The following is a 12031-nucleotide window of genomic DNA, read 5'->3' as shown; positions in this document are numbered from 1 at the left end:
CACTTTATTGTCGGAGTTTTTTTGATGCCTACTCACACTCGTATCCGTATGTTCAACACCAAGGAAACCTACCCCAACCAGAGCCTGGACAACGACCTGTGCCAGGCCGTGCGCGCTGGCAATACCGTGTATGTACGCGGCCAGGTCGGCACCGATTTCGACGGCAACCTGATCGGCCTTGGCGACCCGCGTGCCCAGGCCGAGCAAGCGATGAAAAACGTCAAGCAACTGCTGGAGGAAGCCGGCAGCGACCTCAGCCATATCGTCAAGACCACCACCTACCTGATCGACCCGCGCTACCGCGAGCCGGTGTACCAGGAAGTCGGCAAGTGGCTCAAGGGCGTGTTCCCGATCTCCACCGGGCTGGTGGTGTCGGCCCTCGGCCAGCCGCAGTGGTTGATGGAAATCGATGTGATCGCCGTTATCCCCGAGTAAGGAGCCGCACATGACCTTTTCAATCGTCGGCCGGTGCGCCGAAACCGGCCAACTGGGCATTGCCATCAGCTCGTCGAGCATCGCCGTGGGCGCCCGTTGCCCGTGGCTGCGCCCAGGCGTGGGTGCGGTGTCGACCCAGAATATTACGCTGCCGGCCCTGGGCCCGGACGTGCTCGACTTGCTGGAACAAGGCCTGGCCCCCGCCGAGGCCATCGACACGGCACTGACCCGCAACGGCTACAGCCAGTACCGGCAACTCACGGCGATTGATCACCTGGGGCGTAGCGTGCATTTCAGCGGCAGTGAAACCCTCGGCACCCATAATGCGGTGTCGGGCGAACAGTGCGTGGCGGCGGGCAATATGCTTGCCGACCGTGCGGTGATCGAGGCCATGGTCAGCGCCTTCGAGCAAGGCGAAGGCCAGTTGGCGGACCGGTTGATGGCAGCCATGCACGCCGCCATTGCCGCCGGTGGCGAAGCGGGCCCGGTGCATTCCGCCGCGCTGGTGGTGGTGGGCGAACTGACCTGGCCGATCATCAATTTGCGGGTGGACTGGGCCGATGAACAACCGATCCGATCGCTGCAAAAACTTTGGGACGCTTACCGCCCGCAAGTGCAGGACTACATCGACCGCGCCCTCGCCCCGGACCGTTCGCCCGGCTACGGCGTAGCGGGAGACGACCGATGAGCAGCAGCCGCGAACTGCTGCAGACGCTGGTGGGGTTTGACACCACCAGTCGCGAGTCAAACCTGCAACTGATCGAGTTTGTACGCGATTACCTGGCCGGTTTCGGGGTATCCAGCGAGTTGGTCTACAACGAAGATCGCAGCAAGGCCAATTTGTTTGCCAGCGTGGGCCCGGTTGAGTTGCCGGGGATCGTGCTGTCGGGACACACCGATGTGGTACCGGTGGACGGCCAGCCCTGGACCGTACCGCCGTTCGAGCTGACCGAACGCGACGGCAAGCTGTTCGGCCGCGGCACCGCCGACATGAAGGGTTATATCGCCTGCGTGTTGGCACTGGTGCCGGCGTTGGTCGCGGCGCCGCTGCGGATGCCGGTGCACATCGCACTGTCCTATGACGAAGAAGTCGGTTGCCTGGGCGTGCGTTCGTTACTCAAGGTGCTTGAAGAACGGCCAGTGAAACCCATGCTGTGCATCATCGGCGAACCCACCGAACTCAAGCCGGTGCTTGGCCACAAGGGCAAACTGGCGATGCGCTGCGACGTGCATGGCGAAGCGTGTCATTCGGCCTATGCGCCGTATGGGGTGAATGCGATCGAACACGCCGCCGAGTTGATCGGCGAGCTGGGACGGATCGGCCAGCGCCTGCGAGAGACACAGGATGCGCGCTTTGATCCACCGTTCAGCACGGTCCAGACCGGGGTGATCAGCGGCGGCAAGGCGTTGAATATCGTGCCGGCGGATTGCCGGTTTGATTTTGAAGTGCGTGCGTTGCCGTCGCAGGATCCAGCCGAAGTGGCTGACGAACTGAAGGCCTACGCCGAGCAACAAGTGTTGCCGCGCATGCAGGCGGTGAGCGCGCAGAGTGCGATTCGCTTTACCGAGTTGTCGGCGTACCCCGGGTTGGTCACCGATGAGCGCAGCCAGGCGGCGGAGTTGATCGCCGCGTTTTCCGGCTCGCGGGCGTTCGGTACGGTAGCGTTTGGGACCGAGGGTGGGTTGTTCGACGCCGTGGGCATTCCCACGGTGGTGTGCGGGCCGGGGAGCATGGACCAGGGGCATAAGCCGGATGAGTTTGTGAGCCTGGAACAACTGGCGGGGTGTGACGCGATGCTGGGGCGGATGCTGGACTCGATTCGCGCGTAGATCACCGTTCCCCTGTAGGAGCCGGCTCCTACAGGGGATTTTTTTCACCCGAGCAGGCGGGCGAGTTCTTCGCGGCAGTAGTCGACGAAGAGCTGCACCGGTTTGGTCAGCGGCGCCCGCCGTAACCATACCGCTGACAAGCCTGAGCCGGTCACCGTCTCCGCCAGCGGCACACACGCCACCTTTTGCCCATCATAGGTGTACTCAGTGAACGGCTTGGTCACCAGAATCGAAAAGCCGAACCCCCGCCCCACCATGCCCCGCACCATCTCGATCGACGGCGAGCTGAACACGATATTCGGCGTCAGCCCGCGCTCTTCAAAGATGCTCACGAAGTAGGTCCGGCTGGGCAGCACGTCCAGCAGAATCATCGGTTCCAGCACCAGGTCTGCCAGCGACACCTTGGCTTGTTGCGCAAAGCGATGATCGGCCGGCAACAGCGCATAAGGTTGCTGCGGCGGCATCAACGGCGTGGTCTCGATGGTGGCGCCCAAGTCGTGCTCGAACAGCATGGCCACATCGATGCTGCCCGCCGTCAGCGCTTGCACCAGCTCCTGCTGTTCGCCATCACGAATACGGATCTCCACCCCCGGCCAACGCGCCTTGAAACCGGCGATCAGGCGCGGCAGGTAGAGTGGCGCCACGGTTTCAAAGCAGCCGATATCGATCTGCCCGGCCACCACATCATTGTCCGCCAGGGCGTTCTGCTCGAACTCATGGGCCACCCGCAGCAGTTCCAGCGCTTTGCGATAAAACCGCGCGCCGCTGGGGGTGAGCGACACGCCCTGGGCGTGATGACGGATAAACAACTGCACGCCAAAGCTGTCTTCGAGCTGCTTGATCGCCGTGGACACCGACGGCTGCGCGATATACAGCTTGCGCGACGCCTCGGCGACACTGCCGCACTCGGCCGTGGTGACGAAATATCTGAGTTGGCGCAGGTTATAGGCAGCCATCGGGACCTCCAAAAACGTGGGACTTCGCCCGCAAAACAGGTGTAGGCAACATACCGGAGCGCGGCAAGGCGCGAGCTATATTTTTTAAGGTCTATAGCAACAAACTTACTAATTTACCTCCCCGCGCCCATTGCAGATCATCACACCAACAACAAAGCGCCACGCCGGTGGCGCACAGCGAAGTACGTCAACGTACTCACCTTGCCTTGGAGCTCGTCATGGTTACCACTGCAACATCCTCCGCCCCGCTTATCGAAAAACACACGATTGGATACGTGCCCCCGGAAGATCGCCATGGAAAGGTAAGAGACCTGTTCACCCTGTGGTTCGGCGGCAACATCGCGCCGTTGCCCATCGTCACGGGCGCACTGGGTGTGCAACTGTTTCACCTCAACCTGGTGTGGGGCATCGTCGCCATTCTTGTCGGCCACCTGGTCGGCGGCGTGCTGATGGCGCTGCACTCGGCCCAGGGCCCGCAGATGGGCATTCCGCAAATGATCCAGAGCCGCGCCCAGTTCGGCTCCCTCGGCGCCTTGCTGGTGGTGGTGATCGCCGGCGTCATGTACATCGGTTTTTTTGCCTCCAACATCGTGCTCGCGGGTAAATCCCTGCACGGTGTGGTCGACGTCGTGCCCGTACCGGTAGGCATCGTGATCGGTGCGATCGGTTCCGGGATCATCGGCATCATCGGCTACCGCTTCATCCACGTGCTCAACCGCATCGGCACCTGGGTGCTGGGCGCCGGGATCGTGCTGGGGTTCGGCTACATCTTCACCCACCTGCAGACCACGGACTTCCTGACGCGCGGTGAATTCAACATCGCAGGCGTGCTGGCGACCGTGTCCCTGGCGGCGTTGTGGCAGATCGCATTCGCGCCCTACGTCTCCGACTACTCGCGCTACCTGCCGGCCGATGTACCGGTTGCCTCCACCTTCTGGACCACCTACCTCGGCTCGGCGCTGGGCTCCAGTCTGTCGTTCATCTTTGGCGCCGTTGCCGTCCTCGCCACCCCGATCGGCATGGACACCATGGACGCGGTCAAACTCGCCACTGGCGCCATCGGCCCGTTGATGCTGGTGTTGTTCCTGCTCAGCGTGATCAGCCACAACGCCCTCAACCTGTATGGCGCCGTGCTGTCGATCATCACCCTGGTGCAGACCTTTGCGTACCGCTGGATTCCCACGGCAAAAAGCCGTGCATTGATCTCGATCCTGGTGCTGGCAGCCTGCGCGATTGCGGCGGTGTTCGCCTCGAAAGACTTCATCGGCCACTTCGTCGACATGGTGCTGGTGTTGCTGGTGGTCCTGGTGCCGTGGACGGCGATCAACCTGATCGACTTCTACGCCATCCATAAGGGCAAGTACGACATTGCCTCGATCTTCCGCGTGGACGGCGGGATCTACGGCCGGTACAACCCGCAGGCGTTGTTGGCATATGGGATTGGGATTGTGGTGCAGATTCCGTTCATGAACACGCCCCTGTACGTGGGGCCGATTTCGGAACACATCAACGGCGCGGATTTGTCTTGGGTGGTGGGGTTGGTGGTGACGTCGCCGTTGTACTTCTGGTTGGCGAGTCGGGACAGTGCGTATAAGCGGCGGATGGATGGGGGGAAGTTGGTGGGAGGGGTTTGAGGCGCCCGCCTGCTGCTTTTAGAGCGTGATTGGAGAAACCACCCATACGCCGGCTTTAGGGCCGGGGCATGGGTGGTTTTTGCTGTTGCAATGAGGTAGAGGGTTTGTGTGTGACGTTGGTCTTGACCCTGTGGGCTGAATGGACACTAATGCGACAGCCAATAACATGATTTAAAAGGATTTAGTGATGAGCCTTATTGATGATTTAAAGCGTCAATACCCCGGAGCCACTGCCTGGCCATTTGGTGATACTCCAGAAATGGCGGATGAGTTGGCCGACCGTGTCGCTAAAGGAATAAAAACAGCCACCTGCTGTTCACTGTCATCCTTCAAGGCAGAAGATGAATCAACCACTGTTGGCAGTTACAGCATTATCCTTAACAGCAGGAACGAACCTGTCTGTGTGGTTCGAGTTATTTCGATGCAAATCATTCGTTACTGCGACGTCGATCAAGCGTTCGCACGGAAGGAAGGCGAAGGGGATCTCAGCCTCAGGTACTGGAGGCAGGGCCATAAAGATTTTTTCCAAAGAGAGGGCTCGTTCGATGAGGCAATGGAACTTGTGGCGGAAGAATTTGAGTTGGTGGACGTGCTGTAAACGATAAGGCTTACTTGCCAACCCAACTGATGGCGGTGGGTCAGGCAAAAAAGTAGCCGCAATACCGGCGCCATCGCAGCCTCGCTAAAGCTCGACATCTCCTACAGGGAATACCGTTTCAGTGCCTGGCGTGTGATGTTTGTCTATCATGTGGCCTTTCGCTCAACGCCCCAGGAAACGCCCATGCCCACCCTCACCTTCCGCAACGCCCTCCCCGCCGACGCCGCCCGTTGCTTTGAAATCGAAACCACCGCCTACGAAGGCGACGAAGCCGCGACCCTGGAGAAGATCGCCACGCGTATTGCGCAGTACCCGCAAGGCTTTCTGATCCTGGAGGCGGATGACGCGGTGGTGGGTTTCATCAACTGCGGTTGCGCCCACAAGGTGGTGATGTCCGACGAGGCGTTCAAGGAGTTGGTGGGCCATTCGGCCGATGCGCCGAACGTGGTGATCATGTCGGTGGTGGTCGACCCGGCGCATCAGGGCAAGGGTTACTCCAAGCTGCTGATGACCGAATTTGTGCAGCGCATGCGGGCGATGGGCAAGCAGACGATTCACTTGATGTGCAAGCAGCACCACGTGCCGCTGTATGAGCGCATGGGGTACCAGTACGTGCAGCCGTCGCCGTCGGATCACGGTGGCATGGCGTGGCATGAGATGGAGATGGCGCTCTAGCAATGAACACACCGCGCATCGACATCAGCGACCAACCCAACCCCGACGCCGAGCGCATCTTGGGCAGCGGTCTCGCGGCCTTCAATAAAGCCATCACCGGCTACAACGACCGGTGCCTGCTGACGGTGCTGATCAAGGACCCCGACACCCGGCAGGTCCTCGGCGGCATCACCGGTAAAACCACGTTGGGCACGGCGTTCCTCGACCTGTTCCACCTGCCCGATTCATTACGGGGCACGGGGCTCGGCAGTCAGTTACTGCAAGCCTTCGAAGATGAAGCCCGGCGTCGGGGTTGCACAAACGCGGTGCTGTACACCCTGAGTTTCCAGGCACCTGGGTTTTACGAGAAGCACGGCTGGGTACGCTTCGGCGAGATCCCGTGCGAGCCCGAAGGCAGCAGCCGGGTATTTCTGTCCAAGGTGCTGTGACGTTCAGGGTTTTGCCAAACAACCCAGCAGCCGCCCCCCTCTGCGCCGCGCCATTCTCCGCCGCTTGCGAATGTTGCCAGTGCGGGCTTGCCGCAGTAGGGTTTACCCCTGCCCAATGTCCAGGAGCCCAGCATGAGCTTTTTTTCCGACCCCGATGCCGTCGCCCGTTACGCCGAGGGGCCCGTGCGCCTGGTGCCGGGTTTCGATGGGCTGCAACGCATGACCACCCTGCTGCTGCGCGAACGCGTGCCGGTCACGGGCAAGGTGCTGGTGTTGGGCGCGGGCGGTGGCCTGGAGTTGAAGCGCTTTGCCGACGCGGAACCGGGCTGGCGTTTTGTGGGGGTAGACCCATCGGCCGAGATGCTGAAGCTGGCAGAGGCCACCTTGGGTCCGTTGAATGCGCGAACTCAATTGCACGAAGGCTATATCGACACCGCCCCGCTGGGACCTTTCGACGGCGCCACCTGCCTGCTGACCTTGCACTTCATCCCAGCCGAACAGCGCCTGCAAACCCTCAAGGCATTGTGGTTACGCCTGTTACCGGGCGCGCCGCTGATGGTGGCGCATCACAGCTTCCCGCAGGCGGCGGACGATAAGGCCCGCTGGCTGAAGCGCTACGCCGCGTTTGCGGTGGATTCGGGCGTGCCAGCAGCAGATGCCGAGCGGGCGATTGCGGCGATCAGTGAGAAATTGCCGGTGCTGTCACCCGAGGCTGATCAAGCCCTGATGACAGAAGCCGGGTTCGAGGGTGTCGAGTTGTTCTACGCCGGCTTCAGCTTTAGAGGCTGGGTAGGCTACAAACCGCGCTAGCGGCTCTACCAACTCCCGGACGCCCCGCCGCCGCCACTGGAACCACCGCCACCGGAGGAGCTGGAGCTGCTGGAACTGGAGCTGCTGGATCCCGAGCTCGACCCATCGCTCGACCCAGAGCCACCGCCGGTCTTGCCAAAGATGAACAGCGCCGCAAACGAGGCAATCGGGAACGCGTACAGCCAGCCGTCACGGCCGAATTCTATCAACACCCCCGCTGCCACATACACCCCCACCGCTGCCGACAGCCGCGCGACAAACCCCACGCGACTTTGCTTCCAGGCGGCCTTCATGATCACCAGCAGCACCAGGTACAAACCCAGCACCACCAGCGCACCCAGCGGAAATACCAGCCAATGGATGAAGTTGACGTCGGCGTACTGACGATCAATCACCACCAACACAAGGATGTACGCCAGCAGCCCGACGACGCAGTAAAACACCGAGCGTGCCATCCACAATGCGCCGAAGGTTGCGCCACCGATGAGCAGGGTCAACGGCATCACCAGCAAGAACACCAGCCAGTCGCGCCCTCCGCCCAGGATCGCGAGCAGCACGGTGGCCGCCACCGTTGCAATCAAGGCGCGGCGCCAGTGCAGCTTGCCGGCACTGATCAGCACACCGCCAACCGCGCCGATGACAAACGCCAGCAGTATTGCAATGAACTGGGGATTGATCCCCCGCCCCGCGATCTTGGGCAGATCACCACCGTCTACCAGCACCACCAGGTCGTTCACGCCCTGGGACACACCGCCCGCGAAATCCCCTTGGCGAAACGCCGGCGTGATGTGTTCTTCGATAATGCGATGGGCCAGCAAATCCGTGACCGTGCCTTCCAGGCCATAGCCGACTTCGATGCGCACCTTGCGGTCCTCCTTGGCCACCACCAGCAGGATGCCGTCATTGATGTCCTTGCGGCCCAGCTTCCAGGCGCGGAACAGCTGGTTGGCGTAATCCTCGATGCTCGCGCCGCCGGTGGTGGGCACCAGCAGCACGGCCACTTGCGAACCTTTGCGCTGTTCGAGGTCGGCGAGCTGGTTTTTCAGACGGGTGGTGGTGGCGGCATCCAGGGTGTTGGTGAGGTCGATCACCCGCTGGTCAAGGGCCACGCCGATGGGCGAAGTGCCTGCCTGGGCGTTGCCCAGCAGGCCAAAGACCACCAGCGCTACCAGGCTCAACACGGATTGCCGCAAAATCGCCATCATGCTTTGTTACCTGAAATTTCTTCCTGAAGGCGGCGACTTTACCTTAACGGCGCTATAACGCGTGACCCCACGGCTGTGACTATCTAAACTCCCTGCAGTCATAGCAATACGCCACAACCGAGAAAAACCATGGACTTACTCCACCGTAACAATGTCAGCGTGATGGGCAACGGGACCTCGACCCTGGTGTTTTCCCACGGGTTCGGCTGCAACCAGGCCATGTGGAACTACCTGGCGCCGCATTTCCTGGAACGCTTTCGCGTGGTGATGTACGACCTGGTGGGCGCGGGGCTGTCAGACTTGGGCGCCTTCGACAAGGCCAAGTACGGCACGCTGGAAGGCTACGCCCGTGATCTCAATGAAATCATCGAGGCCTACGCCGTCGGCCCGGTGATCCTGGTGGGGCATTCGGTCAGCGCAATGATCGGCGCCCTCGCCGACCGCCTGGCCCCCGGCCGCATCAGTGCCCATGTGATGATCGGGCCATCGCCGCGCTATATCGATGAAGACGGCTACATCGGCGGCTTCAAACGCGGCGATATCGAGGACCTGCTCGACACCCTCGACAGCAACTACCTCGGCTGGTCCAGCGCCATGGCCCCGGTGATCATGGGCGCACCGGATCAACCGGCGCTGGGCGAAGCGTTGACCGAGAGTTTCTGCCGCACTGAACCTGAGATCGCCAAGCAATTCGCGCGGGTGACGTTCATGTCGGACAACCGCCAGGACGTGATCGGCCTGGCCACCCCGGTGTTGATCCTGCAATCCACCGATGACCTGATCGCCCCCGTCGCCGTAGGCGAATACCTGCACAGCGTGCTGTCCCATAGCCGCTATTGCCTGGTGGAGAACATCGGCCATTGCCCGCACATGAGCGCGCCACAGGCCTGCGCAGCAGCCATGGACGATTTCCTGGCACCCTGGGCGGTTGCGCGTGCCAGCTGACCTATTCGACAGCGCGGCCTGCGCCCTGGCCGTCACCGCGCCAGATGGCATGATCCTGCAAGCCAACGCGCGCTTCAGCGAGTGGCTGGGGTTCAGCAACACCGAGCTGTGCGGCAAGCGTTTCCAGGATTTACTGACCATGGGCGGACGCATCTTCCACCAGACTCACCTGGCCCCGATGTTGCGCATGCATGGCAGCGTCACCGAAGTGAAGCTCGACATGTTGCACCGCGACGGCCACAAGGTCACCATACTGCTCAACGGCATCCAGCGTGAACAGGCCGACAGCGTGGTGTACGACCTGGCATTGTTCGGCACCACCGACCGCGACAAGTACGAACGCGAGCTGCTCAACGCCCGCAACTTGGCCGAAGCGTTGTTGCAGGAAAAAACCGCCACCGAACTGGCCCTGAAGCAGGCTCAGGCCGAGCTGCGCGAGGCCTACGCCGTTTCCCAACGCCGCGCGCTGTTCGCTGAACAGATGGTAGCGATTGTCAGCCACGACCTGAAAAACCCGCTCACGGCGATTCGCATGGCCTCCGACTTTCTCAGCCGCAGCGAACGCACGCCCAAGGAGCGCCAGTTGCTGGGGCATATCGGCCAGTCATCCGAACGCGCCCAACGCATGATCGCCGACCTGCTGGACTTTACCCAGGCCCGGGTCGGCCAGGGCATCAGCATCAAGGCGGCCCCCCTGGATCTGCACAGCGTGATCCATCGCGCCGTGGATGAACTGCGCGTGGCGTTCCACAAGGCGACGCTGGAGCATCACAGCGAAGGCCAAGGCGACGCGAGCCTGGACGCCGACCGTGTGCAGCAGATCATTGGCAACCTGGTGGCCAACAGCGTGGCCTATGGCGACCTGCAGCGGCCGATCACGGTCACGTCACGGCTGTGCGATGGCGCGTGTGAAGTGTCCGTGCACAACTACGGCGAACCGATTCCCGAAAGCTTGCTGGCCGGGCTGTTCGAACCCATGACCCGTGGCACCGACCAAGGCAGCGATGTGCGCAGCGTGGGCCTGGGCCTGTACATCGTGCGCGAGTTGGCCAGGGTGCATGGCGGGGATGTGGCGGTGAAGTCCTGTGCGGTGGGCGGTACCACCTTTACGGTGACGTTTCAGGGCAAATAAGCACTGCCCTGCAGCACCGGCTCCACGCGCCCGGTCAACACCACCCCGCCCTGCCCGTCCCAGTGCACGGTCACTGTGCCGCCATCGCACTGCACCTGCACGGTGGCATCCAGCAATCCTCGCCGGATCCCATTGACCACGGCCCCGCAGCAGCACGAGCCAGACCCCAACGGCACGCCGCCGCCGCGCTCCCAGATGCGTAGGCGGATATGGCCACGATCAAGTACCTGCACGAAATGCACATTGGTCTTGGCCGGGAACAGCGGGTGCGTTTCCAGCGCAGGCCCCACGGCCGCCACGTCGACAGCCGCAATGTCATCGACAAAAAACGTGCAATGTGGGTTGCCCATGCTGCACGCCGCCGGGTTGCCCTCGATGGGCAAGGTGCGCGTGTCCACGGCCTCGGCCAGCGGTACCGCCGACCAGTCCAGCGACGGTTCGCCCATGTTCACCGAGACGTGTTGCCCCGGCGCACGTACACAGGTCAGCAAGCCCCGGTCGGTTCGCAACACCACCGACGCCGTGCCGGTTTCATGCATCAAACGGTCGGCCACGCCACGGGTGGCGCTGCCGCAGGTGGCCAGCGGCGTGCCGTTGGGGTTCCAGAACTTGACGCGCGCGGCGGCATCGTCACAGTCGAGCACCACGGCCAGTTGGTTGAAGCCGATCCCGGTATGACGATCGCCCAGCTGGCGGGCGACCTTCGCGGTGATGGGATCATCCAGGCCACGGCGATCAACGATGATGAAATCGTCGCCATGGGCATGCATTTTCACGAACGGCAGAAGCATCGGGTGTCCTGTGGTCGACCTGTGGGGGCACTGAAGGATACCCTGACTGGCCCAATTTCATGAGACCTCTCCATGCTCATTGTCTTCAGCGGACTGCCCGGCACTGGCAAGACCACCATCGCCCGCGAACTGGCGCGCCAGACCGGCGCGGTTTACCTGCGTATCGACGTGATCGAACAGGCGATCCGCAAGGCCGGCGTACTGGCCGGCGATGTGGGTGCCAGCGGCTACGGCGTAGCGAATGCGCTGGCGTTGAGCAATCTGCAGGTGGGGCACACCGTGGTGGCGGACTGCGTGAACCCGGTCAGGGAAAGCCGAGAGGCGTGGAAGGCCGTCGCTGCGGCGGCAAAGGTGGTGTTGCTGGATATCCTGGTGACCTGCTCAGACCGGGAGGAACATCAACGACGGGTAGAAACCCGAACAGGCGACATTCCCGGCCTGATTCCACCCACCTGGCAGTCCGTTCTCGCACACGAATATGAAGCGTGGGAGAGCGGGCCCCTAGAGATCGACACTGCCCTCATGACGCCGGAGCAGGCGGTAACTGTGGTGAGCAGGCTTGCCCGCTCACCCCGGTAATCTCGCCCTCTTG

At 62.1% G+C, this 12031-nt stretch carries 14 protein-coding genes; 11 read left to right on the top strand and 3 right to left on the bottom strand.

Annotated features, from left to right (window positions below; all coding sequences use genetic code 11):
* The first annotated feature begins 24 nt into the window (after positions 1-24).
* From CWC48_RS23690 to argE, 3 genes are read left to right on the top strand one after another with little or no spacing between them, the layout of a single operon-like run.
* On the top strand, positions 25-435 hold the full coding sequence (locus CWC48_RS23690) for a RidA family protein (RefSeq protein ID WP_003207327.1): 411 nt from the start codon (positions 25-27) through the stop codon (positions 433-435).
* A gap of 10 nt (positions 436-445) precedes the next feature.
* Positions 446-1123: a DUF1028 domain-containing protein gene (locus CWC48_RS23685; RefSeq protein ID WP_100490459.1), complete on the top strand. Its 678-nt coding sequence runs from the start codon at positions 446-448 to the stop codon at positions 1121-1123.
* Entirely contained in the window at positions 1120-2265 is a 1146-nt protein-coding gene (gene argE / locus CWC48_RS23680) for an acetylornithine deacetylase (protein WP_100490458.1), read from the top strand. The genes CWC48_RS23685 and argE overlap by 4 nt, the downstream gene beginning before the upstream one ends.
* A 44-nt stretch (positions 2266-2309) precedes the next feature.
* Here the strand turns inward: argE and CWC48_RS23675 are convergent, their stop codons facing one another.
* Positions 2310-3221 (bottom strand): LysR substrate-binding domain-containing protein, encoded by a 912-nt coding sequence (locus tag CWC48_RS23675; RefSeq protein WP_065907639.1) that lies wholly within the window; start codon positions 3219-3221, stop codon positions 2310-2312.
* Between the two features lie 218 nt (positions 3222-3439).
* Here CWC48_RS23675 and CWC48_RS23670 point away from each other — a divergent pair, with 218 nt between their 5' ends.
* The 5 genes from CWC48_RS23670 to CWC48_RS23650 all read left to right on the top strand — a co-directional run bounded on the left by CWC48_RS23670 (position 3440) and on the right by CWC48_RS23650 (position 7366).
* On the top strand, positions 3440-4855 hold the full coding sequence (locus tag CWC48_RS23670) for a cytosine permease (protein WP_100490457.1): 1416 nt from the start codon (positions 3440-3442) through the stop codon (positions 4853-4855).
* A 187-nt stretch (positions 4856-5042) separates the two neighbouring features.
* A complete protein-coding gene (locus CWC48_RS23665; RefSeq protein ID WP_100490456.1) occupies positions 5043-5453 on the top strand; it encodes an ASCH domain-containing protein in 411 nt (136 codons plus the stop codon).
* 183 nt (positions 5454-5636) lie between these two features.
* Positions 5637-6128: a GNAT family N-acetyltransferase gene (locus tag CWC48_RS23660; protein ID WP_100490455.1), complete on the top strand. Its 492-nt coding sequence runs from the start codon at positions 5637-5639 to the stop codon at positions 6126-6128.
* A 2-nt stretch (positions 6129-6130) separates the two neighbouring features.
* Positions 6131-6556 carry a GNAT family N-acetyltransferase gene (locus tag CWC48_RS23655; protein WP_100490454.1) on the top strand — a complete coding sequence of 142 codons (426 nt, stop codon included), beginning with the start codon at positions 6131-6133 and terminating at the stop codon, positions 6554-6556.
* Positions 6557-6688: 132 nt separating this feature from the next.
* Positions 6689-7366 carry a class I SAM-dependent methyltransferase gene (locus tag CWC48_RS23650; RefSeq protein ID WP_100490453.1) on the top strand — a complete coding sequence of 226 codons (678 nt, stop codon included), beginning with the start codon at positions 6689-6691 and terminating at the stop codon, positions 7364-7366.
* Between the two features lie 5 nt (positions 7367-7371).
* Here the strand turns inward: CWC48_RS23650 and CWC48_RS23645 are convergent, their stop codons facing one another.
* Positions 7372-8571 carry a YgcG family protein gene (locus CWC48_RS23645; protein WP_100490452.1) on the bottom strand — a complete coding sequence of 400 codons (1200 nt, stop codon included), beginning with the start codon at positions 8569-8571 and terminating at the stop codon, positions 7372-7374.
* Between the two features lie 129 nt (positions 8572-8700).
* On the opposite strand from CWC48_RS23645, the gene CWC48_RS23640 reads away from it, so the two are divergent.
* On the top strand, positions 8701-9516 hold the full coding sequence (locus CWC48_RS23640) for an alpha/beta fold hydrolase (protein ID WP_099491745.1): 816 nt from the start codon (positions 8701-8703) through the stop codon (positions 9514-9516).
* Entirely contained in the window at positions 9506-10648 is a 1143-nt protein-coding gene (locus CWC48_RS23635) for a PAS domain-containing sensor histidine kinase (RefSeq protein WP_100492449.1), read from the top strand. The genes CWC48_RS23640 and CWC48_RS23635 overlap by 11 nt, the downstream gene beginning before the upstream one ends.
* Here CWC48_RS23635 and dapF read toward each other — a convergent pair.
* Entirely contained in the window at positions 10636-11439 is an 804-nt protein-coding gene (gene dapF / locus CWC48_RS23630) for a diaminopimelate epimerase (protein WP_100490451.1), read from the bottom strand. The genes CWC48_RS23635 and dapF overlap by 13 nt on opposite strands.
* Before the next feature lie 72 nt (positions 11440-11511).
* On the opposite strand from dapF, the gene CWC48_RS23625 reads away from it, so the two are divergent.
* Positions 11512-12018 (top strand): AAA family ATPase, encoded by a 507-nt coding sequence (locus CWC48_RS23625; RefSeq protein ID WP_100490450.1) that lies wholly within the window; start codon positions 11512-11514, stop codon positions 12016-12018.
* Positions 12019-12031 lie beyond the last annotated feature (13 nt).

Origin of the sequence: Pseudomonas sp. S10E 269 (assembly GCF_002798465.1) — a bacterium.
Classification (GTDB): Bacteria; Pseudomonadota; Gammaproteobacteria; order Pseudomonadales; family Pseudomonadaceae; genus Aquipseudomonas; species Aquipseudomonas pergaminensis.
The sequence above is the reverse complement of the archived record's forward strand: the minus strand, read 5'-3'. Positions and strand labels throughout refer to the sequence as shown.